Source organism: Variovorax humicola (assembly GCF_037889915.1).
GTDB classification, from domain to species: domain Bacteria; phylum Pseudomonadota; class Gammaproteobacteria; order Burkholderiales; family Burkholderiaceae_C; genus Variovorax; species Variovorax humicola.
On the sequence record NZ_JBBKZV010000002.1, the window covers coordinates 602,072 to 624,185 of the forward strand.

At 66.4% G+C, this 22,114-nt stretch carries 22 protein-coding genes; 12 read left to right on the forward strand and 10 right to left on the reverse strand.

Going from position 1 to position 22,114, the window contains the following annotated elements:
- The first annotated feature begins 220 nt into the window (after nucleotides 1-220).
- The 9 genes from WKW80_RS06700 (at nucleotide 221) to WKW80_RS06740 (ending at nucleotide 9,189) form a co-directional block, all read left to right on the forward strand.
- The gene (locus WKW80_RS06700) at nucleotides 221-2,086 is read left to right on the forward strand and encodes an ABC transporter ATP-binding protein (RefSeq protein WP_340362761.1); all 1,866 of its coding nucleotides are present in this window, start codon (nucleotides 221-223) and stop codon (nucleotides 2,084-2,086) included.
- A gap of 284 nt (nucleotides 2,087-2,370) precedes the next feature.
- A complete protein-coding gene (locus WKW80_RS06705) occupies nucleotides 2,371-3,753 on the forward strand; it encodes a DUF2868 domain-containing protein (protein WP_340362762.1) in 1,383 nt (460 codons plus the stop codon).
- The gene (locus WKW80_RS06710) at nucleotides 3,750-5,168 is read left to right on the forward strand and encodes a GTPase/DUF3482 domain-containing protein (protein ID WP_340362763.1); all 1,419 of its coding nucleotides are present in this window, start codon (nucleotides 3,750-3,752) and stop codon (nucleotides 5,166-5,168) included. The genes WKW80_RS06705 and WKW80_RS06710 overlap by 4 nt, the downstream gene beginning before the upstream one ends.
- 18 nt (nucleotides 5,169-5,186) lie before the next feature.
- A complete protein-coding gene (locus WKW80_RS06715; RefSeq protein ID WP_340362764.1) occupies nucleotides 5,187-5,942 on the forward strand; it encodes a glutamine amidotransferase in 756 nt (251 codons plus the stop codon).
- A 30-nt stretch (nucleotides 5,943-5,972) separates the two neighbouring features.
- Nucleotides 5,973-6,614 (forward strand): CDP-alcohol phosphatidyltransferase family protein, encoded by a 642-nt coding sequence (locus WKW80_RS06720; protein WP_340362765.1) that lies wholly within the window; start codon nucleotides 5,973-5,975, stop codon nucleotides 6,612-6,614.
- An 11-nt stretch (nucleotides 6,615-6,625) separates the two neighbouring features.
- The gene (locus tag WKW80_RS06725; protein WP_340362766.1) at nucleotides 6,626-7,219 is read left to right on the forward strand and encodes a glutathione S-transferase family protein; all 594 of its coding nucleotides are present in this window, start codon (nucleotides 6,626-6,628) and stop codon (nucleotides 7,217-7,219) included.
- On the forward strand, nucleotides 7,216-7,869 hold the full coding sequence (locus tag WKW80_RS06730; RefSeq protein WP_340362767.1) for a histidine phosphatase family protein: 654 nt from the start codon (nucleotides 7,216-7,218) through the stop codon (nucleotides 7,867-7,869). Before WKW80_RS06725 ends, WKW80_RS06730 begins: the two co-directional genes overlap by 4 nt.
- Before the next feature lie 25 nt (nucleotides 7,870-7,894).
- Nucleotides 7,895-8,857, forward strand: a complete 963-nt coding sequence (locus WKW80_RS06735) for a DnaJ C-terminal domain-containing protein (protein ID WP_340362768.1) — start codon at nucleotides 7,895-7,897, stop codon at nucleotides 8,855-8,857.
- Between the two features lie 2 nt (nucleotides 8,858-8,859).
- Nucleotides 8,860-9,189 (forward strand): chaperone modulator CbpM, encoded by a 330-nt coding sequence (locus tag WKW80_RS06740; RefSeq protein WP_340362769.1) that lies wholly within the window; start codon nucleotides 8,860-8,862, stop codon nucleotides 9,187-9,189.
- A gap of 210 nt (nucleotides 9,190-9,399) precedes the next feature.
- Here the strand turns inward: WKW80_RS06740 and WKW80_RS06745 are convergent, their stop codons facing one another.
- Nucleotides 9,400-9,864 (reverse strand): EVE domain-containing protein, encoded by a 465-nt coding sequence (locus WKW80_RS06745; protein WP_340362770.1) that lies wholly within the window; start codon nucleotides 9,862-9,864, stop codon nucleotides 9,400-9,402.
- Between the two features lie 112 nt (nucleotides 9,865-9,976).
- Between WKW80_RS06745 and WKW80_RS06750 the strand changes: the two genes are divergently transcribed.
- Complete coding sequence (locus WKW80_RS06750) at nucleotides 9,977-11,176, forward strand: cation:proton antiporter (protein WP_340362771.1); 1,200 nt, start codon at nucleotides 9,977-9,979, stop codon at nucleotides 11,174-11,176.
- Between the two features lie 319 nt (nucleotides 11,177-11,495).
- On the opposite strand, the gene WKW80_RS06755 is transcribed toward WKW80_RS06750, so the two are convergent.
- The 3 genes from WKW80_RS06755 to WKW80_RS06765 form a co-directional block, all read right to left on the reverse strand.
- A complete protein-coding gene (locus tag WKW80_RS06755; protein ID WP_340362772.1) occupies nucleotides 11,496-12,467 on the reverse strand; it encodes a Bug family tripartite tricarboxylate transporter substrate binding protein in 972 nt (323 codons plus the stop codon).
- Between the two features lie 66 nt (nucleotides 12,468-12,533).
- Nucleotides 12,534-13,004, reverse strand: a complete 471-nt coding sequence (locus WKW80_RS06760; protein WP_340362773.1) for an MAPEG family protein — start codon at nucleotides 13,002-13,004, stop codon at nucleotides 12,534-12,536.
- A 22-nt stretch (nucleotides 13,005-13,026) separates the two neighbouring features.
- Nucleotides 13,027-13,746, reverse strand: a complete 720-nt coding sequence (locus WKW80_RS06765) for an oxygen-binding di-iron domain-containing protein (RefSeq protein WP_340362774.1) — start codon at nucleotides 13,744-13,746, stop codon at nucleotides 13,027-13,029.
- Between the two features lie 128 nt (nucleotides 13,747-13,874).
- Between WKW80_RS06765 and WKW80_RS06770 the strand changes: the two genes are divergently transcribed.
- The gene (locus WKW80_RS06770; RefSeq protein ID WP_340362775.1) at nucleotides 13,875-14,561 is read left to right on the forward strand and encodes a TetR/AcrR family transcriptional regulator; all 687 of its coding nucleotides are present in this window, start codon (nucleotides 13,875-13,877) and stop codon (nucleotides 14,559-14,561) included.
- A 300-nt stretch (nucleotides 14,562-14,861) separates the two neighbouring features.
- Here the strand turns inward: WKW80_RS06770 and mmsB are convergent, their stop codons facing one another.
- The 4 genes from mmsB to WKW80_RS06790 are packed head-to-tail and all read right to left on the reverse strand — an operon-like array spanning nucleotide 14,862 to nucleotide 19,641.
- Entirely contained in the window at nucleotides 14,862-15,758 is an 897-nt protein-coding gene (mmsB, locus tag WKW80_RS06775; protein WP_340362776.1) for a 3-hydroxyisobutyrate dehydrogenase, read from the reverse strand.
- Between the two features lie 30 nt (nucleotides 15,759-15,788).
- A complete protein-coding gene (locus tag WKW80_RS06780) occupies nucleotides 15,789-16,904 on the reverse strand; it encodes an enoyl-CoA hydratase/isomerase family protein (protein WP_340362777.1) in 1,116 nt (371 codons plus the stop codon).
- Between the two features lie 4 nt (nucleotides 16,905-16,908).
- A complete protein-coding gene (locus WKW80_RS06785) occupies nucleotides 16,909-18,063 on the reverse strand; it encodes an acyl-CoA dehydrogenase family protein (RefSeq protein ID WP_340362778.1) in 1,155 nt (384 codons plus the stop codon).
- A gap of 54 nt (nucleotides 18,064-18,117) precedes the next feature.
- Nucleotides 18,118-19,641 carry a CoA-acylating methylmalonate-semialdehyde dehydrogenase gene (locus tag WKW80_RS06790; RefSeq protein ID WP_340362779.1) on the reverse strand — a complete coding sequence of 508 codons (1,524 nt, stop codon included), beginning with the start codon at nucleotides 19,639-19,641 and terminating at the stop codon, nucleotides 18,118-18,120.
- Nucleotides 19,642-19,754: 113 nt separating this feature from the next.
- Here WKW80_RS06790 and WKW80_RS06795 point away from each other — a divergent pair, with 113 nt between their 5' ends.
- Nucleotides 19,755-20,645, forward strand: a complete 891-nt coding sequence (locus WKW80_RS06795) for a LysR family transcriptional regulator (RefSeq protein ID WP_340362780.1) — start codon at nucleotides 19,755-19,757, stop codon at nucleotides 20,643-20,645.
- 156 nt (nucleotides 20,646-20,801) lie between these two features.
- Here the strand turns inward: WKW80_RS06795 and nthB are convergent, their stop codons facing one another.
- Entirely contained in the window at nucleotides 20,802-21,419 is a 618-nt protein-coding gene (gene nthB, locus WKW80_RS06800; protein ID WP_340362781.1) for a nitrile hydratase subunit beta, read from the reverse strand.
- A 14-nt stretch (nucleotides 21,420-21,433) separates the two neighbouring features.
- Nucleotides 21,434-22,042 carry a nitrile hydratase subunit alpha gene (locus WKW80_RS06805; protein WP_340362782.1) on the reverse strand — a complete coding sequence of 203 codons (609 nt, stop codon included), beginning with the start codon at nucleotides 22,040-22,042 and terminating at the stop codon, nucleotides 21,434-21,436.
- Between the last annotated feature and the right edge of the window lie 72 nt (nucleotides 22,043-22,114).

Consider the following 22,114-nt stretch of genomic DNA (forward strand, 5'->3'; position numbering starts at 1 on the left):
GCCGCCTCTGCAGCTGTGGTCGCGCTGACGCGCAAGGCCTTGCGGCGTTGGCGAATGCAGACCCCCGCGTGCCGAGGGCATCGGCAGCGTCTGCCTTTGGCGTGGGCGCCTGGCGCGCATAGCTTTTTCCCGAATCAAGACCTTTGCCCACCGCGTTTCCGCGCATGGCCCAGAATCCACGCTGAGCCCGACTGCCGTCGCGTCCTGGAGCCGATTCCCCTTGTTCCGCCTCTTCGAAAAACTCCTCCATCCCTACCCGCCCACCGAACCGGCCCTGCCCCCGTCCGGCTTCTTCGCCTTCGTCTGGGCCTGCACGGACGGCGTGCGCGGCAAGGTCCTGGCAATGGCCTTGCTCACAGCGGCGATGTCGGCGTTCGAGGCGGTGCTGTTCGCCGTGCTGGGCCGCATCGTCGACTGGCTCGGCGGCCAGGAGCCCGCGCACCTGTGGCAAGACCGGGGCATGACGCTGATGTGGCTGGCCTTCGCGCTAGTTGCCAGCATCGGCGTGGTGGCGCTGCAGACCATCGTCAAGCACCAGACGCTGGCGGTGAACCTGCCAATGCGCCTGCGCTGGAACTTTCACCGCCTCATGCTCGGCCAGAGCATGGCCTTCTACCAGGACGAATTCGCCGGACGCATCACCGCCAAGGTGATGCAGACCGCGCTGGCCGTGCGCGACACCGTCTTCGTGCTGGCCGACGTGCTGGTGGCCATGGCCGTCTACGTCGCCACGCTGATCGTGCTGGCCGCGGTGCTCGACCGGCAACTGATGCTGCCCTTCATCGTGTGGCTCGTCTTGTACATCGTGCAGCTCTGGGTCTTCGTGCCTCGGCTCGGCTCGATCGGCAAGAAGCAGGCCGATGCGCGGGCGATGATGACCGGCCGCGTGACCGATGCGTACACCAACATCGCCACCGTCAAGCTGTTCTCGCACACGCACCGCGAGGCCGGCTTCGCACGCTCGGCCATGCAGGACTTCATGCGCACCGGCTACGGCCAGATGCGGCTGGTGAGCGCTTTCGAGATCAGCAATCACGTCCTGAGCATGGGCCTCACCGCCGGCATGGCGGGCACCGCGCTTTGGCTGTGGTCGCATGGTTCGGTGGGCATCGGCGCGGTGGCGGCGTCGACCGCGATGGCGTTGCGGCTGCAAGGCATGTCGCACTGGATCATGTGGGAGATGACCAGCCTGTTCGAGAACATCGGCACCGTGCAGGACGGCATGAAGACCTTGTCGCGCCCGCGCACCGTTCTCGATGCGCCCGATGCCGTCGAACTCGACGTGCCGCGCGGCGAGGTGCGCTTCGACCATGCGGTGTTCCGCTATGGAACGACTGCCGAAAAGGGCCGCAACGTGATCGACAACATGAGCCTGACGGTGGCACCGGGCGAGAAGATCGGGCTGGTCGGCCGTTCCGGCGCCGGCAAGTCCACGCTGGTCAACCTGCTGCTGCGTTTCCATGACCTGGAAAGCGGGCGCATCCTCATCGACGGACAAGACATCGCGCATGTCACGCAGGACTCGCTGCGTTCGCACATCGGCATGGTCACACAGGACACGTCGCTGATGCACCGCTCGGTGGCCGACAACATTTCGTATGGCCGGCCCGATGCAGGCGCCGAGGCCATCCGTGCCGCGGCCGAGCGTGCCGAGGCGCACGACTTCATCCAGACCCTGAGCGACGCCAGCGGCCGCCACGGCTACGACGCGCACGTGGGCGAGCGCGGCGTGAAGCTTTCCGGCGGCCAACGTCAGCGCATCGCCATCGCCCGGGTCATGTTGAAGGATGCGCCGATCCTGCTGCTCGACGAAGCCACCAGCGCGCTCGACTCCGAAGTCGAAGCCGCGATCCAGGCCAGCCTTTACCAATTGATGGAAGGCAAGACAGTGATCGCCATTGCGCACCGGCTCTCGACCATCGCCGCAATGGACCGGCTCGTCGTACTCGACGAAGGCCGCATCGTGGAGCAAGGCGACCACAAGACCCTGCTGGCGCAGGGCGGTCTCTATGCGCGGCTGTGGTCGCACCAGAGCGGCGGCTTCCTGGGGGAGCTGAACGAGGAACCGGAAGAAGAAGCGGCCTGATTCCTACACCACACAGCCACGCCTTCCGACAGCTTTGCAACGCGGCGCGCTCAACACTATGCAGGTCTTAAACAGAGGAGTCCTCCGTGAATTCCATCATCTACATCGTCGGTCTGGTCGTTGTCGTGGTTGCGGTTCTGTCGTTCTTCGGCCTTCGCTGAAGCCCCCTGCATCCCACATCAGTTTCCGTCCGCAGGCGGAATAGCGCAGGGCTGCCTTGGCAGCCCTTTTCCATGGTGTATCGCCGGGCATAATTTCAGCGCTCTGATGCCCGAGGGAAGCTATTGAACACCGCACTGCGCGAACCCGATCTGCTGTTGAAGGATGCGGTGCTCACCGAGGCGGTGCAACTCATCGAGCAGGCCGGGCCGCTCGACGACGCGGCCGCCATGCGCGAAGCAGCGCTATCGCGATCGTCTCCCGCCGGCCGCATCGCCCACCGTGCCGCCTTGCTCGGCCAACGTATCGGGCTCCAGGCTGAATTGCTGCGGGCACTGCATTGGGCACCCTGGGTCGCACTCGCGCTGGTCGTGGTGGTCGTGATGGCCGGCCTTTCGCTGGCCGGCAATGTGGTCGGCGGCAGCGAGCGCCGCATCAACATCATGGTGGCGCTGGTCAGCCTGCTCGGCGTGCACATGCTGACATTGCTGCTCTGGCTTGCGGGGTTGGTGCTGCCGCTGACGTCGTTCAACACCTCTCTGGGCTGGCTCTGGATGGCCTTGACCGCACGCGTCGCAGGCGGCAAGCGCGGCCAGGCGCCGGTGCTGCTGCGAGCGGCTACCCAGTTGCTGTCAGGCGCGCGGCTGGTGCCCTGGGCCTTCGGCTTCGTTAGCCACTGCATCTGGGCGCTGTCGTTCGCCGCGGTGCTGGGCGCAATGCTGTTCGCGCTGGCGTTTCGCAGCTACACGCTGAGCTGGGAGACGACAATCCTGGAGACCGGCTTTTTCGTGAACGGGGTGAAATGGCTGGGCTGGGCGCCGGGCATGCTGGGCTTTCCGGTGCCGGACGCAGCGACCGTGCTGGCCCCCGTCGCCAACGCGGCCGAGCAGCGCGCCTGGGCGCTGTGGCTGACCGGCTGCATCGTGGTCTACGGGCTGCTGCCGCGCGTGTTCTTCGCGATCGTCAGCGCGCTGGTGTGGCAACGGCGCAAACGCGGCTTGCAGCCCGACCTCGCGCAGCCTTACTACCGCAAGCTGCTTGCGCGCTTCGACGCAATGGCACCGGCGCGCATCGTCGATGGCGATCCGGGGCTCGTGCGCGATCAGCCACCCGTTGGTCTGAAGGCGGGCGACACCAGCGACAAGCTGATTCTGGTCGGCTTCGAGCTGCCGCAGGAAACGCCATGGCCCCCGGCCGGGCTGCCGGCCTCCGTCGCACCGGTGCTGCATGTCGACGGCAGCGCCGGCCAGCGCCATGCGTTGCTCGACACCATCGCGCGCCTGCGGCCCCGCACGCTGCTGATGGCCTGCCACGCCGCATCGAGCCCCGATCGCGGTACCGAGCGGCTGTTGCGCGAGTTGCTCGGGCACTGCGGCGAATGCCGGCTGTGGCTGCTGTCCGGCGACGAAGCCGCGCACGGGCGCTGGCGGCGCTGGCTCGGCGACGTGGGGCTGGAGCACGTCGCGGCCTGCGACGATCTCGAGGCGACACTGCGGGGATGCGCATGATCGACCCCAACGCCAACAGCATCCGCATTGCGGTCGTCGGCCACACCAATGCCGGCAAGACCTCGTTGCTGCGCACCCTCACGCGGCGCATTCGCTTCGGCGACGTATCGGAGCGTCCCGGCACCACGCGCCATGTCGAGAAGATCGCGCTGGAGGTGTCCGGCCGCGCCGCCGTCACCTTTTTCGACACCCCCGGCCTTGAAGACGCGGTCAGCCTGCGCGAGCATCTAGAAGCTTTCACGGCCACCGCGCCGACGCCGCCCGACCGCATCCGCGCGTTCCTCCAAGGTCCCGAGGCGCATGGCGCTTTCGAGCAGGAAGCCAAGGTGCTGCGCGCGATGCTCGATGTCGACGCGGCGTTTCTCGTGATCGATGCGCGCGAGCCGGTGCTGCCGAAGTTCCGTGCCGAGATCGAGCTGCTGAACTCGTGCGCACGGCCCGTGCTTCCAGTGTTGAACTTCGTGCGCAGCGACGCCAGCCGCGAGCCCGCATGGCGCGAATTGCTTTCCGCCTACGGCCTCCATGCCGTCGTGCGCTTCGACGCCGCCGCCCCTTTCGTCGGGGCCGAGCGCGAACTCTACGAGGACCTGGGCACCTTGCTGCGCGACCGCCGCGACCAACTGACGCAGGTCGTTGCATCGCTCGCAGCCGAAGCCGCCGAGCGCCGCAGCGCTGCCGCCGCGCGCATCGCCGAACTGGCGGTCGACACAACCGCATTGCGCCGCACCGTATCGTCCGGCGAGTTCAACGATCCCGAACGGCGACAGAAGCTCATTGCCGACCTCCAGGCCACTGTCTCCAGCAAGACCCAGCGCTGCGCCGACGACCTGCTTGCGCTGTACGGCTTCCGCGACGGCGATGCCGACGAAGCGCCGCTGCCGCAACTCGAAGGCCGCTGGAGCATGGACTTCTTCAGCGCCGAGGCGATGAAGGACGCGGGCCTGCGCCTCGGCAAGGGCGCGGCGGTCGGCGCGGCAGTCGGCGTGGTGGCGGACATCGCGTTGGCCGGCCTGTCGCTCGGCACCGCCACTGCGCTCGGCGCGACCATTGGCGGTGCGCTGTCGCAAGGCTTCGGGCCGATGGGCCGCAAGCTGATCAACCTGATGAACGACGTGCAGGAACTCACCGTGGAAGACCGCGTGAGGCAGGTGCTGCTCGCCTGGCTGCTCACTTTGGTCCATGCGCTGGAGCAACGCGGCCATGCGGCCACCGGCCGTATCGCCACCTCCCGAAATCCGCAAGGCGAGACCCCGATGGGGCGACGGCTCGAAGCCATCGTCGAAGCCGCCGAGCCGGCGCGCGGCCATCCCGACTGGGAAGCCGGCTTGGCCACGCACTGGTACGCGCCGCCGGATCGCCGAAGCCTGGTCGACGAGGTGGCACGCGCCGTGCGTCCGGCCATCGACCGAACCTGAAATCAACGGACGCTTCAAATGGAAGATGCCTACCCCCACCCGCTCGTCATCATCAAGGCAGGCGATACCTTCGACGAACTGCGCAATGAACGCGGCGACTTCGAGCACTGGATTGCCAGCGGCCTCGGCGACACCCGCCTGCCCGTGGTGGTGCTCGACCCGCGCCGCGGCGACAAGCTGCCCACGCCCGCCCAACTCTCGGCCGTGGTGTTGACGGGTTCGCATTCGATGGTGTCGCACCGCGAAGACTGGAGCGAGGCCACCGCCGCCTGGCTCGCCCATGTGGTGCATCAGGGCAAGCCGGTGCTCGGCATCTGCTACGGCCACCAGTTGCTGGCGCATTCGCTCGGCGGCGAAGCCGACGACCACCCCGGCGGCCTGGAGATCGGCACGGTCACGGTGGCCCTCACCGACGCATCCGCGGACGACACGCTGTTCCGCGACATGCCGCGTGATTTCCCGGCCAACGTGGTGCATCGGCAAAGCGCCCTGCGCCTGCCCCCGGGAGCCGTGCGCCTCGCCGGCAATGCCTTCGAGCCCCATCAGGCCTTCCGCATCGGCGAGCGCGCCTGGGGCGTGCAGTTCCATCCCGAGTTCGACGCGGCCGCGATGCAGGCTTACATCGACGCGCTGGCCGACGACCTGCGTGCCGAAGGCGCCGACCCCGACGCACTGCGCCGCAACGTCAAGGCGACGCCAGCCGCGGCGCGCTTGCTGGAGCGCTTCGCGCAATTGGCCGAAGCGCACGATGCCGCTTCGCCCAGCTTGCGTTAAGGTGCGCCTGTTTCCCCCCGGAGATTCCTCATGCCCCTGCCCGACCCCGCCACGCGGCCACGCAAGCACTTCTCGATGATCCGAGGCTTTCACCTGGCCGACGCCTTCACGCTCGGCAACGCGGCCTGCGGCGTGGGTGGCGTGTTCCTGGCCATGGCGTATGCGGCGAAGGGTGACCTGTCGCTGTTCATGTGGGCGGCGGCGCTCGCGCCCGCGGCCTTCGTCTTTGATGTGTTCGACGGCCGCATCGCGCGCTGGCGCCAGACGCACTCGGCGCTGGGCCGCGAACTCGACTCGCTGGCCGACGTGATCTCGTTCGGCGTGATGCCTGCCTCGCTGGCCTTTGCCGCCGGCGCCAGCGGCGGCTGGGATGCGGTGCTGCTGATCTATTTCGTCTGCTGCGGCGTGAGCCGGCTCGCGCGCTACAACGTCACGGCCGAGGCACTTTCCGAGGGCGCCGACAAGGTCAAATACTTCGAAGGCACGCCCATCCCGACCAGCGTGGTCCTCGTCGGCGTGCTGGCCTACGCAGCGTCCCATGGCGGCGTCGGCGCGACGCTGTGGGGCGGTGCCTGGGTGCTCGGCCCGTGGGTGTTGCATCCCATCACGTTACTGTTCGGGCTGTCTGGCACGCTGATGATCAGCAAGACGCTTCGCATACCAAAGCTCTGAGGAGACCACACATGCAGCTCTACTACAACCCGCACAGCCGCGCCGTTACCGCCAAGTGGATGCTGGACGAGTGCGGCGTCGACTACGAGCTTGTGCACATCGACTTCCTCAAGCGCGAGCACAAGCAGCCCGCTTTCCTGCAAATCAACCCGGCGGGCAAGCTGCCGGCGCTGGTGGATGGCCGCACGAAGCTCTTCGAATGCGCCGCCATCTGCATGTACCTGGCCGAGAAGTTTCCGCAGAAGCGGCTCGCCCCGTCCGTCGGTGCGCAGGACCGGGGGCGCTACCTCTCGCTGATGGTGTATTCGACCTCGCAGCTCGAACCGGCGATGGGCGACGCCTTCATGAAAGTCAGGCCGACGGCTGAACGCGGCTGGACCGGGTTCAACGAGGCCGTCCATGTCATCGAGCGCGAACTGGGCTATGGTCCCTGGCTGCTGGGCGCACAGTTCAGCGCGGCCGACGTGATGATCGGGTCGGTGTTCATCTGGCAGAAGCTCTTCGGCGGGCACTCGGGCAGCCACAAGATCGAGGCGTACGTCCAGCGTTTGCTGGCGCGGCCTGCGGCGATGAAGCTGGGCATACGAGCCGGCAAGACAGCGTGAGCAACTCCACTTCACTGGTCACCCCGGCCCATTTCAAGCCTGCAGGGCTGGACGAATTGGTGCAGCTTGCCGCTGCCGAACCGATCTCGCCCGCCTGCGAGCACTTCTACTTCCTGCGCCACGGCCAGACCAACCGCAACGCGCTGCGCATCTTCCAGGCGCCCGACGAGCCCTTGAGTGAACTCGGCCTCGCGCAAGCAGCGCAGGCCGCGACTGTGCTGGCCGGCGAGACGATCCGCAGCATCGTGTGCAGCGACGCGCCGCGCGCCCATGTCACGGCGCAATCCGTGGCCGCGCCGCACGGGCTCACGCCCCTGCCCGATGCCGGCTTGCGCGAGCGGCATTTCGGCGTGCTCATCGGCACGTCGTCCGCCAGCATCGACTGGGCCTGCGCGCCGGAGGGCGGCGAAACGCTGAAGCAGTTCGTCGACCGCAAGCGCATCGCCCTCGCCGCCGCGCTGGCCCGGCCAGCGCCTGTGCTCGTGGTGGCGCACGGCGGCAGCCTGTTCGTGCTGGCAGCGCTGCTCGGCGTGACGATCGACCTGAGCGTGCTGGGCAACGCGCAACCGTTGCGTTTCGAGCGCAGCGGCCCCATATGGACGGTCAAGCCGCTGCAGGCCAAGGGCGACGCAGAGGCCTCTATCGCATAGCCCCCTTTTTTGAATCCACAGGACCATGGAATTCAAGGACTACTACAAGACCCTCGGCGTCGAGCGCGGCGCCTCTGAAGACGAGGTACGCAAGGCCTACCGCAAGCTGGCGCGCAAATACCACCCCGACGTCAGCAAGGAAGCCGACGCCGAGGTGAAGATGCGCGACATCAACGAGGCCAACGACGTACTGCGCGACAAGGAAAAGCGCGCCGCCTACGACGCGCTGGCCGACCGCGTTGCGCGCGGTGGTTCGCCGCACGGCGACTTCCAGCCGCCGCCGGACTGGGACACCGGCTTCGAGTTCCACCGCGGCCCCGGCGCCGGACCGGCCGACCATGCGGACTTCAGCGAATTCTTCTCGTCGCTGTTCGGCGCGGCCGAGCGGCGCGGCGCCGCGCGCCAGAACATGCGCATGCGCGGCGAGGACCATCATGCAGCCATCGAGATCGCACTCGAAGACGCGCTCAACGGCGCCGAGCGCGAGATCAGTCTGCGCGCGCAGACAGTGGATGCCCAAGGCCTGCCGCAATGGGAGAACCGCACGCTCAGCGTGAAGATCCCGCCTGGCGTGCGGCCCGGCCAGTTCATCCGGCTCGCGGGCCAGGGCATGCCGGGTCACGGCGGCGAACCGGCTGGCGACCTGTACCTGGAGGTGCGCATCGCAGCGCACCCGCACTACCGCATCGAGGAGCGCGATCTCTACATGACGCTGCCGGTGACGCCAAGCGAAGCCGCGCTCGGCGCCAAGGTCGAAGTGCCAACGCCGACCGGCGGCGTGGTCGAGGTCACCGTACCGCCGAATGCGCGCAACGGCATGAAGCTGCGCCTCAAAGGGCGCGGGCTTCCCGGCAAGACGCCCGGCGACCTCTACCTGCTGCTGGAAATTGCCCTGCCGCCCGCCGACAACGACGCTGCCCGCGCCGCCTACGAGGCGCTCGCGAAGGCGGCAACTTCCTTCAACCCACGCCGCCATCTGGGAGTCTGATCATGGCGACTCGTTCCGTCATCGCTGCCACCTCGGTGGTCAGTTCCGCGCAACCACTCGCCGTGGGCGAACTCGCTCACGCGGTCGGCGCAGACACCGCCTGGGTGGTGCAACTGGTCGAAGTGGGCATCGTGCATGTCAGCGTGCAGGACGCCGAGCCGGCGCAATGGCGCTTCGGCAGCGCCGACCTGCAGCGCGCCCTCGAAGCCCGTCGGCTGGAACGCGACTTCGGCGTCGGGCTCGACGCTGCAGCGCTGATCCTCGATCTGCAGCATGAGGTACGCAGGCTCAAGGCGATGTTGTACGCCCGCGGACTCAGCCGCGGGGATTGAAACACCCCCGATGCGCCTGCGGCGCCTGCCCCTCCAGGGGGCGCACCCAGCGGCCCGGCAAAGCCGGTTCCGCGGGTGCCCACGAACAGACTTCGCGTTGCTCGTCCTGGAATCATGCATCGCGGGTCGCGCGATAGCTCGGGATGCAGCCGTGCAGCGTGAATGCATCGGCCGCGACATCGCCGACGCCGGGCTGTCGGATGCGCAGCATCAAGCCAGCATCTTGTCGGCGATCAGATGCCAATGCGCCGCGTCCACCGGCGTGATCGACAGCCGGTTGCCCTTTCGCAGCACCAGCATGTCGGCCAGCGCAGGCGTCGCGCGCAGTTCGGGCAAGGCCAGCACACGCGTCTTTCGGACGGCCTGCACGTCCAGCAGCAACCAGCGCGGGTCTTCCGGCTTCGACTTGGCGTCGTAGTAAGGCGACTTCGGATCGAACTGCGTCGGATCGGGCCGTGTGCCCGAAGCCACGCGCGCGACGCCGTAGATGCCCGGCTCGGGGCAGCTCGAGTGATAGAACAGCACGCCGTCACCGACCTTCATCGCATCACGCATGAAGTTGCGCGCCTGGTAGCTGCGCACGCCGGTCCACGGCACCGTGGCATCGGGCGCAGCCAGCGCATCGTCGATCGAGCACTCTTCGGGCTCGGATTTCATCAGCCAGTACTGGGTCATGGACGCACCTGTAGTTGCTTTCGAGTGTGGGCAAGGATTTTGCCGTGGCAAACTCCCGCGCGCATCACGACCCCGCCCGCGACCCGCTTCACCCGTCGACCTGATTCTTCAAATGAGCACTTCCGAGATTTTCCTGATCGCGATGCTGATCATCTTTACCGGCCCGTACCTGATCTGGCGGCTCGGGCGCACCGAGTATTTCGCGCCGCTGGTGGTGGTGCAGATCATCACCGGCGTGCTGCTCGGGCCCGGCGTCCTCGGCGCCGTCTATCCGGACTACTACAAGTTCGTCTTCAACGCGCCGGTGATCCAGTCGCTCAATTCCATCGCGCAATGGGCGGTGATGCTGTTCGTGTGGATTGCCGGCATCGAGCTCGACTTGCGCGAGGCCTGGACGCATCGCCGCGAAAGCGGCATCACGGCGGGCCTGGCGCTGGGCGTGCCGCTGGCATTCGGCAGCGTGGCCGGCATCGGCATGGCGATGTCCGCGGGTTGGATGGGCGAGCACGCGGCGACCTGGCAATTCGTACTGGGCATCGGCATGTCGTGCGCGGTCACTGCGCTGCCGATCCTGATCCTGCTCATGGAAAAGCTCGATATCCTTCGCCAGCCGATCGGCCAGCGCATCCTTCGCTATGCGAGCCTGGACGACATCGCGATCTGGAGCGTGCTGGCGCTGATCCTGCTGGACTGGGAGCGCGTCGGCAAGCAGGTCGCCTTCCTCGCGCTGTTCGCGGCGGCCAGCGCCGCCTTTCGCTGGCTGATGGTGCGGATTCCGGCGCATGACCGCTGGTATGCCGGCATCATCTGGCTGGCCGCCTGCGGACTGGGCGCCGACTGGTGCGGGCTGCACTACATGGTGGGCGCCTTCATCGCCGGCGCGGTGATGGATTCGCATTGGTTCGACCAGGCCGAGATGGACTCGCTGCGCCACAAGTTGCTGATGGTGGTGATGCCCGTGTACTTTCTGAGCACCGGCCTGCGCACCAACTTCCAGGGCGGCGGCGCGGCGGTGTTCGTTGCCTCGGCCGTGCTGCTGGTGGCATCGGTCGGCGGCAAGCTGATCGGCACGCACATCGCCGGCCGCATTCTTCAGTGGAAGCCCGGCGAAGGCTCCCTCATCGGCTGGCTGTTGCAGACCAAGGCGCTGATCATGATCGTCTTTGCCAACGTGCTGCTCGACAAGGCCATCATCACCAACGCGTCGTTCACTGCCCTGCTGCTGATGGCCGTGGCCAGCACGATGCTGACCGTGCCGATCGTCTCGCCCAAGCTGGTGCGGATGAAGGAAATAGTCTTCCGCAACAAGTAGGGCTCCTTTCAGTTTTCCACCACGCTACCGCGTGACCCGCGACACATGAAACCGGCGCAGTGAGATACCAGGGATACCGCGGAACCGGCTTTGCCGGGCCGCCGGTATCGCCCCCTCGAGGGGAGGCGCCGCAGGCGCTTCGGGGGTGTTTCATTTCACTTTTCCACCACGCTACCGCGTGACCCGCGATGCATGATTCCAGGACGAGCAACGCGAAGTCTGTTCGTGGGCACCCGCGGAACCGGCTTTGCCGGGCCGCTGGGTGCGCCCCCTCGAGGGGGAGGCGCCGCAGGCGCTTCGGGGGTGTTCATCCTCGCCTCTAGTCTTCCTTCATGCCGGTGGCCTTGACCACGCCACCCAGGCGCGCGCGTTCCTCTCCGACGAACTTGACGAATGCCGCGCGTGTACCACCGATGGGCTCGATGCCCATGCCCTTGAGGCGATCGACCGTGGCCTTGTCCTTCATGGCGGCATCGACGGCCGAGGCCATCTTGTCGAGGATGGCGTCGGGCGTGCCCTTGGGCGCATGCACGCCCGCCCAGTGCGCGATCTGGATCTCGGGGAAGCCCTGTTCCTTCGCGGTTGCCAACTCCGGATAGGCCGAAATGCGGCTGGTCCAGGTGTCGGCCAGCGCCTTCAGCTTGCCGCTCTTCAGATACGGCAGCACCACGATGCTGGCTTCCGACGTGGCTTCGACCTGGCTGCCGAGAACGGCCGTGATCGACTCGGAACCGCTCTTGTAGGGCACAACGTCGAGCTTGGCGCCGTACTTGGTCTGGAGCAGCCCTTCCACGAAGTGCGGCGTGCTGCCTGTGCCCGCCGTCGCCCAGTGGAATCCGGCGCCGGATTTCTTCGACGCGTCGATGAACTCCTTGAGCGTCTTGTAGGGCGCGTCCGCAGGCACCACGATCACCGAGGGCGCCAGGCCGATCATCGCGACCGGCACCAGCGCCTCGTCCTTGTAGGGCATGCTCTTGCGAATCATGCTGTTGGAGATCACGCCAGCCGCGCTCACCAGGAAGGTATAGCCGTCGGGCGCAGCCTTCGAGACGAGGTCCGCGCCGAGCGCCGTGCCCGCGCCGGGCTTGTTGTCCACGATGATGGGCTGGCCAAGCGCCTTGGAGGCGCCCTCCGCCGCGGCCCGCGCCATCAGGTCATTGGCGCCGCCGGCCGAGAACGGAACCACGAGGCGGATCGGCTTGGTGGGCCATGTCTCGGCACTGGCAACAGTGGCTGAAAGCAGTGCCGCGGCGATGACGGCGGCCCGGGGGAAATGGCGAAGCAAATTCATGCGGCTGGCTCCATGTGTCGTTGTGGATCCCGGGCGTCGGCGCGCACGGGCCACGTCATGATGCCATCACCAGATCCCGAGCGCGGCAAGCAGCGTGCGCAGCGTCATGAAGACAAGGATGAGCGAGCCGACAGTCCATAGCGTGGCGCGCATGTCGTGGGTCTGCGCGGTCACATATGCGGCAAAGTGCAGCAGCCGCGAAACCACATAGCCATACAGGAGCACCTGCGCCAGCAGCAACGCGGGCTCGGTCAGCACATAGAGAAAGCCAGCGGCCAGGAAGAACGGCAGGTTCTCCAGGTCGTTGAGGTGAATGCGCCGGATGCGATCCACTCGCTCGTTGCGCTCGAGTTGCGCCGGATCGGGTTGCGGATTGAGCGGTGTCTTGCGGATGTCCTCGGGCGAGCGGAATCCGCCCTTGACTTGCAGCATGCGCGCGACCGTCAGCCACGACATCGCCACCGCCTTCAGGATCATGAGCGTGGCCGCGATCACGTACGTCGCAAACAATGGGTTGTTGAGGCTCAGGTTGTTCATGGCGCTTCCCGATGGGTCGTGATCAGTGCGTCCGGATCATCGCGTCGTACGCATCGGCCAACTGCGAAAGCGCTTCACCGCAACGGGTGCGCTTGGAGGATCCGTGCATCAGCGCAAGCGTCTGGGGATCGAGCTTCGCGAGCGCACGAATCGTGGGCGCTGTCGCCGGTGAAAGCGACGTGGCATGAAACATCTCCTCTGCCGCCAGTGCGGGGCCGACGATGTCGCCATCGACAAGCGCAGGCCCGTCGCCGCAGTGCGTGAAAAGGTCGCCGCAAAAGAGCGTGCCGGTGCTTTCCTCGAACAGCACGCGGGCTTCCCAGTTGTGCGGGACATGGGGGGTGTCGATGTGCCTGACGCGCTTGCCGCCGAGGTCCATCACTTCGCCATCGGCCAACTTGCGCGGCGGCCGGTCGCACAGGTCGTCCAGCGACACCATGCAGCCGGTTGCACCGTGCGCCACTTCGGCCCTGGGTGCAGCGGCAATGAATTCGTTCATGGCGCCGCACTCGTCGGCCTCGACATGGCCGAAGGTGATCCAGCGCAGGCGCTGTAACGCAACGATGCGCGCGACGGCCTCGGACACGAGCGGGAACATTCGTCGCGGCCCCGTGTGAAAGAGCAGCGGCTCATCGGCGTCGATGAGGAACTGATTGAAGGTGAAGCCGCCGGGCGCCACGTCGGGGACGCAGGTCGAGATGCGGTAGATGCGGTCGGCAATCTCACGAGTGCTGGTTTGCATGTTGGTTCTCCTGTTGCGGATGCGAAGCATGCTCTTTTTTCTACCATTGGTCAATAAACTATCTTTTGGTTGGTTTTTTTGACCTTCGGTGGAATAATCGACGCGAATCGCTCCCCGAATCGCACGACATGCCCGCCCCTAAGACACGTCCCGTAACCGCCGAGAGTCCGGAAGTCACCGCACGCGTGGCCCGGCGCGAGCAACGGCGCAACCGGTCACGCGAGGAAATCCTGGAAGGCGCACGCCGCGTGCTGTTGCGAAGCGGAATCGCTGCCACCACGCTGGACTCCGTCGCAAGGGAAATCGGCGTGTCGAAGGCAGCGCTCTACTACTACTTTCCTTCAAAGGATGCGTTGCTGTTCGAGCTTGTCTACGGCGCCCTCGCATCCCACGCGCAATCGGTCTATGTCGCCACCGAAAAGGCGCGCGATGGCGGCGAAGCGCTGCGCGCGATCGTGCGCGAGACGGTCAATGCCTTTGCGCCGCGCATCGACGACTTTCGGCTGGCCTTCCTCCACGGACAGGTCGCCAGCCCGGGATCGGTGCATTGGGACGACCAGCAGTTCCAGCGCATTCGTCCGCTCAACGACTTGTGCTTTGCCGGCACCGCGAAGAAGCTCGCCGAAGAACGGAAGAAGCGCCCCGGCAGGGCGCGCGTCGAGCCCAGGCTGATGGCGTTTCTGGCTTACCTGGCAGCAGTTGGCATGCTGACGATGAAAGGCATGGTCGAGAGCCTGGACGACCCGCTCGCCTATTCCGACGAGCAACTCATCGAAGGCTTTGCCCGCGTGTTCGAGGCTGCCGCTGCGCCGTAACCCACGCCACGCTCATATCGGCGTTCCACCACGCCATCGCGATGAAACCGGCGTTGCCAAATGCCAGGGATACCGCGGAACCGGCTTCGCCGGGCCGCTGGTATCGCCCCCTCGAGGAGGAGGCGCCGCAGACGCTTCGGGGGTGTTTCATATCAGCTCTTCACCACGCTATCGCTTGACCCGCGACGCATGAAACCGCGCCTTCAGATACCAGGGATACCGTGGAACCGGCTTCGCCGGGCCGCTGGTATCGCCCCCTTGAGGGGGAGGCGCCGCAGGCGCTTCGGGGGTGGGTCATTTTCACTGGGCCTTTTGCACCAGCTTGATCACGCTCGAGAAGTCCAGCGCACCATTGCCGGCAAGGCTGTGCGCCGCGTAAAGGTTGCGCGCCATGCCACCCAGCGGCGTGGCCGCGCGCACCGCGGCGGCATTCTCCTGCGACAGGCCCAGGTCCTTCAACATGAGGTCGGTGCCGAAGCCACCGGCATAGTTTTTCGACGCCGGTGACGTCTCCATCACGCCGGGCATCGGGTTGTACTTCTCGAGAGCCCAATTGCCGCCCGAGCTGCGGCGCATGATTTCGGACAGCACCTTCGGGTCAAGCCCGTTGGCCACGCCCAATGCGAGCGCTTCCGACGTGCCGATCATCAGGATGCCGAGCAGCATGTTGTTGCAGATCTTGGCCGTCTGGCCAGCGCCGGCATCGCCCGCGTGGAAGATGTTGGCGCCCATTTTCTCGAGCACCGGGCGCGCGCGTTCGAGGTCTTGCGTGCTGCCGCCGACCATGAAGGTGAGCGTGCCGGCAATGGCGCCGCCGGTGCCGCCCGACACAGGTGCATCGATGACCGCGATACCGCGCCTTGCGGCCGCTTCAGCCACCTTGCGCGAGGTCGCCGCCGCGATGGTGCTGCTGTCGATGACCAGCGTGCCCGGCGCGATGTTCTCGAGAAGGCCCGGCTTGCCGTCACCGCCGAGATAGAGCCCTTCGACGTGCGCGCTGGCCGGCAACATGCTGATGACCACCTCGGCACCGGCGACCGTCTCGGCGGCCGATGCGGCAATCGGCAGTCCGTCCGCCGCGAACTTCCTGCAGGCGTCGGCCGACAGGTCGAAGGCGAGGACGGAGTGACCCGCCTTGAGCAGGTTCATGGCCATCGGGCCGCCCATGTTGCCGAGGCCGATGAATGCGATCTTCATTTGTGTCTCCAGGTTATGTGAAGGTTTTCTTCAAACCAGCCCGGCAAGCTCCGGCGCCATCTGGCCGCGCGCCCGCAGGTAGTCTTCGATGAATGCCGGCGTGATCTCTTCGATCGATGGCGGCGTCCACTTCGGATTGCGGTCCTTGTCGATGAGCAAGGCGCGGATGCCTTCCGCGAAGTCCTTGTTGGCGCAGCAGCCGAGCGACGCCCAGTATTCGAGCCGGAACACTTCCGCGAGCGACATGCGGTGCACGCGCTGCCACAACTCGAAGCTCAAGGCCGCGCTACTCGGTGCGCCCTTCATGAAGGTCAGGGCTGCGGTCTGCATCCAGGCATCATCGCTCTTCAGCGCCCGCAGGCGGTTGGCGATGTCCAGCAGGTCGTCGCCGGCCATCAGCGCATTGATCTCGTCGAAATGCTCACGCACCTTCGACGCGGGCGCCTCGGCGCCCTCGCCCGCTTTCAGCAGGATGCGCGAGAGCGCGGCGCGGTCTGCCTTGGCATTGCCTGTCCAGGCGCCCGCCGCGATGGCATCGATCACCTGCGCCTTGCGCTCGTGCGGCACCACGATGTCGGCCTGGCCGCAGAAGATCGCATCGCTCGCATTGAAGTTGGCGCCTGTCAGCGCAAGGAACAGGCCGACGCGGCCCGGCATGCGGCGCAGGAACCAGCTGCCGCCCACGTCGGGATACAGCCCGATGCTGATCTCGGGCATCGCAAGCCGGCTCTGCAGCGTCACCACGCGGTGCGAGGCACCGGCGACGAGGCCGACGCCGCCGCCCATCACGATGCCGTGGCCCCAGCAGAGGAAGGGCTTCGGAAAGGTGTGGATCAGGTAGTCGAGTTCGTACTCCTGCGCGAAATAGCGCTCCGCGTATTCGTTGCGCGCAGGCCCGCACTCGCACAGGGTCTGGTAGAGCTGCCGCAAGTCGCCGCCAGCGCAAAAGGACTTCTCGCCGGTCGCTTGCAAAAGCACGCCAACCACGCCGCTGTCGGCTGCCCACTCGCGCAGCTTCGGCGTGAGCAGCGCCACCATGAAGACCGAGAGTGAATTGAGCGACGCCGGCGCATTGAGGGTTGCCACGCCGAAGCGCTGGCCGCCGGCGGTCTTTATTTCATCGAACAGGACGACGGGGTCAGTCATTTTCTTAGCGGATATCCGCGTCACCTTCCAGCAGCTTTCGTGCGACGATCACGCGCATGATTTCGTTGGTGCCTTCGAGGATCTGGTGCACGCGTGCGTCGCGCACCAGCCGCTCCAGCGGGAATTCGCTCAGGTAGCCGTAGCCCCCGTGCAACTGCAGCGCCTCGTTGCACACCGTGAAGCCGGCGTCGGTGGCAAAGCGCTTGGCCATCGCGCAATAGGTGCTCGCATCGGCGTGGCCGGCGTCGAGCTTCGATGCGGCGAGGCGCACCATCTGACGGGCCGCCACGAGTTCCGTGGCCATGTCGGCGAGCTTGAACTGAAGCGCCTGGAAGCTGGCGATCGGCTTGCCGAATTGCTGCCGCTCGTTCAGGTAGCGACGTGCCGCATCGAGCGCGCCCTGCGCCGCGCCGACCGAGCAGGTTGCAATGTTGATGCGCCCGCCGTCGAGCCCCTTCATCGCGATGCGGAAGCCCTCGCCTTCGCTGCCGAGCAAGTGGTCGGCGGGCACGCGCACGTTGTCGAAGTTGATGGTGCGTGTCGGCTGGCTGTTCCAGCCCATCTTGTTTTCTTTCTTGCCGTAGCTCACGCCGGGCGCGTCGGCCGGCAGCGCGAACGCCGAGATGCCGCCCGCACCGCCGCCGCCTGTGCGCGCCATGAGCACCAGAACATCCGTCGATCCCGCGCCGGAGATGAATGCCTTGCCGCCGTTGATGACGTACTCGCCGTCCTTCAGCTCGGCGCGCGTCTTGAGCGAGCCCGCGTCGGAACCGGCACCCGGCTCTGTCAGGCAGTACGACGCAAGCTTGCGCCCGCTCGTCAGGTCCGTGCCCCACTTGTTGCGCACGGTCTCGGTGCCCCAGGTGCCGAGCATCCAGGTCGCCATGTTGTGGATCGTGATGAAGGCGGTGGTCGACGGGTCGACCGCGGCCATCTCCTCGAAAACAAGCGTGGCGTCGAGTCGCGGCAGCGCGAGGCCGTCGATGCTTTCCGGCGAATAGAGGCCGCAGAAGCCCAGTCCGCCGGCCTTGGCGATGGCATCCTTCGGAAAGAAAGCTTCGGCATCCCACTGTGCCGCGTGGGGCGCGAACTCGCTCAGTGCGAAGTCGCGGGCAGTCTGCGCAAAGGCGCGCTGTTCTTCAGAGAGTTCGAAATCCATGGTGCGAATTCTGACTCCCTCGCCCCTTGGGGAGAGGGAGTGAAGGCGAGCGCCTCACTTCAGGCTGATGGTGGTATTGACGCCCTGCGAGACAGTGCTGTCGTCGAACCACCGTGCCGTCACCGTCTTGGTCTGCGTGTAGAACAGGATGACCTGCTTGCCGTAGGGGCCCAGGTCGCCGAGCTTCGATGCACGCGAACCGGTGAAGGAGAACATCGGAACCGGCACCGGGATCGGCACGTTGATGCCCACCTGCCCGACGTCGATGTCTTCCTGGAAGCGGCGTGCCGCGGCGCCCGACTGCGTGAAGATCGCCGTGCCGTTGCCGTTCGGGTTGGCGTTGATCATTTCGATGGCTTCGTCGATGTTGTCGGCATTGGCCAGGCACAGCACGGGGCCGAATATTTCCTGGTCATAGATGGTCATGCCGGGCTTCACGTCCGCGAAAACCGTCGGGCCGACGAAGTTGCCCTTCTCGTAGCCGGGCACCGTGGGCTTGCGGCCGTCGAGGGCCAGCATCGCGCCGTCGGCCACGCCGCGCTCGATCAGGCCACTGACGCGGTCATACGCGGCGCACGACACCAGCGGCCCGATGTCCACGCCCTTGTCCGTGCCCGCGCCGATCTTCAGGGTCTTCGCCTTCGCGACCAGGTCCGGCACCCACTTCTGCGCCTCGCCCACCAGCACCGCGACCGACACCGCCATGCAGCGCTGCCCCGCCGCACCGAAGCTGGCGCCAGCGAGCGCATTGAGCGTCTGCTCCTTGTTCGCGTCGGGCATCACGATGGCGTGGTTCTTCGCGCCCATCATGCATTGCACACGCTTGCCGGTCAGCGTCGCGCGGTTGTAGACGTGTGTGCCGACCTTGGTCGAGCCGACGAAGCTGATCGCCTTGATGTCCTTGTGGTCGCAGATCGCGTTGACCACTGCTTCGCCGCCGTGAACGACGTTCAAGACGCCCGGCGGAATGCCCGCTTCGAGCGCAAGTTCGCAAAGGCGCATCGTCACCATCGGGTCTTGCTCGGAGGGCTTCAGCACGAAGGTGTTGCCGGTGACGATGGCCATCGGGAACATCCACAGCGGGATCATCGCGGGGAAGTTGAACGGGGTGATGCCGGCGCACACGCCCAGCGGTTGCATCACCGTGTAGGTGTCGACGCCGCCGGCGACGTTGTTGGCCATCTCGCCCAACTGCAGGTTGCCGATGCTGGCGGCATGCTCCACCACTTCGAGGCCACGAAACACGTCGCCTTCCGCATCGGGCAAGGTCTTGCCTTGCTCGGCCGTGAGGATCGCGGCCAGTTCACCCATGTTCTCGCGGATCAGTTGCTGGTACTTCAGGAAGATGCGGGCCCGGGCGCCAATGGCGGTCTTCTTCCAGGTCTTGAAGGCTTCCTGGGCAGAAGCCACCGCGGCATCGACTTCGGCCTGCGTGGCGAACGGCACCTTGGCCAGCACTTCCTGCGTGGCCGGGTTGACGATGTCGCGCCACTCGGTGGTCTTCGATTCGACGAACTTGCCGCCGATGAGCAGCTTGACGGTAGCGACCTGGGTCGCGGGCGTGATGGTGGCGTCCATGTGAATGTGTCTCCTTGGGGGGCTGGAATTGCAATGCAGGCGGGCATCCTAGCTTTGCAGATTTGCGATAGCAATAGACAAATATGCACCCGTGGTCTGCATAATTGCAAAGCATGGACTGGGACAACCTTCGCTACTTCCTGGAACTGGCGCGCTCCGGCACCTTGATGAGTGCGGCGCGCCGGCTGGAGGTCGATCACACGACCGTGGCGCGGCGCATCCAGGCGCTGGAGAAGGAAGTCGGCACGCCGCTTTTTTCGCGTGAGGCCGATGGCCACCGGCTCACCGAAGCGGGCAGGCGATTGCAGCCGCAGGTCGAGTCGATGGAAAGCGCCTTTCAGGCCGTGGCCAGCACGGCGCCAGCGACGCAGCAGGGCCTGTCGGGCGTGGTGCGCATCGGCGCGACGGAGGGCTTCGGCACCGTCATCCTCGCGCCGCGGCTTTCACTGTTCGCGCGCAAGCATCCGGGCCTGACCATCGACCTGCTCGCCATGCCGCGCCTGGTGCACCTGTCGCGGCGCGAGGCCGACATCGTGATCTCGCTGGAGCGCCCGGCCCGTGGCGCGGTCGTGGTCACCAAGCTCACCGACTACACGCTGCGCCTCTATGCGGCGAAGACTTACCTGTCGCAGCACAAGCCGATCAGGACACGCGAAGACCTGCGCGGCCACAGCTTCATCAGCTATGTGGACGACCTGCTGTTCAGCAAGGAACTGCAGTACCTCGACGAGTTGCACAAGCCCGATGCGTTCGCGCTGCGCAGCACCAGCATCCTGGCGCAGCATCGCGCCACGGCGGCCGGTGCAGGGATCGCGGTGCTGCCGGCCTTCATCGCGGACGAGGACGCGTCGCTGCGGCGCGTGCTGCCGGAGTTGCCGCAGGCCAACCTCACGCGGACCTTCTGGATGTCGATGCCCGCGGAGAACAAGCAGCTTGCTCGGATGCAGGCGGTGTGGGGCTTCCTGCGCGAGACCGTGGAGAGCCAGCGCGCGGTGTTGATATGAAACACGCCCGAAGCGCCTGCGGCGCCTCCTCCTCGAGGGGGCGATACCAGCGGCCCGGCGAAGCCGGTTCCGCGGTATCCCTGGTCATCTGACGGCGCCGGTTTCATGCGTCGCGGGTCACGCGACAGCGTTGGGTGGAGACCTGATTTACGAGCCTTACCCGGCCCGCTCCAGGTAGCTCTGGAATACGGCCACGTGCACCAGCGCCGCATCGCTCGAGTTGGGCCAGAGGTCCTCGCTGCGAAAGCGCACGTCGAATGTGGGTTCGTCCTGCGCTTCCACGCCGTGCGCATGCGCATCGGGAAACGGATACGCCGGCGACTCGCTCACGACCACGCCGGTCTTTCCACGGATGTAGCCCGGCATCCGCACATGGCCGGGCACGTAGTCGGAGCGCACGCGCACGCGGTCGCCGACCTTGAAGTGCTCGCGTGCCGGCACGTTGGTGCGCCCGGGCGCGCTGGGTGTCGCCAGCGGTATGGCTCCCTGGGCACGCCGCTCCAGTTCCTCGCGCGGCACGACGCCCTTCTCGACGCAAAGGGTCAGCAAGCTTGTGAGCGACCGTTCGTAGTAGCTGGCCGTGAGGTAATGGCGCGGCTCCATGCGCTCGATGGCATGGCGGTATTCGTCCATGTTGAAGATGCCGAGCCGCACCGCATAGGCGTAGAGCGAGTTCGCGCGCACCTCCCAATCCGCGTGGAATGCGGGCGCATTGAGCGCGTAGCGAACCGGCCCGAAGCCCTGCTTGCCGCCGAGGTCGTGCATGCCGTCCATGTCGTTGCTCCTGCCTACAACCGCGCGACGCCGATCATCGAATCGCGCGTCACGATGTCCACGAGCTTTTCCTCGGGCCAGCCGATGGTTTCGGGAGGCTGCGCGGGCAGCACCATGTAGCGCGTGTCGGCGGTGGTGTCCCACACTCGGATCTCGACCTCGGGCGCCAGATCGAGGCCCATTTCCTTCAGGACGGTGCGCGACTCGCGAACGACGCGGGCGCGGTATTCCAGGTCCTTGTACCAATCGGGCGGCAAGCCGATGACCGTGAAGGCCGTGCACGAGCACAGCGTGCAGCAGATGACGTTCTGGACGGTCGGCGTGTTCTCCAGCACCACGAGGTGCCGGTGGTGCTTCGGCATCGGGATGCCGAGTTCGGTGACGGCCGCGCGCCCGTTCGCAAGAAGCCGTTCGCGGAATGCCGGATCAATCCACGCCCTGGCGACGACGCGCGCTCCATTGCGCGGCACCCACTCGTCCAGGGCCAGGTGGCTAAGTTCCTCCACACCTTCCGTCGCGTGCATGCCGCGCTCGTCGAGCGCGGACTGGATCGCGTCGACGCGCTGCGGCATGGAGGCCGAGCGCTGGAGGACGGAACTGTCGGTGGCCAGATTCGTTGTCATGATCGCTCCTCACATGCGTGGCGGACGGTTGCCGGATTGTGACGCGCGTCTTTGTGCCTGTACTCGCCGGCG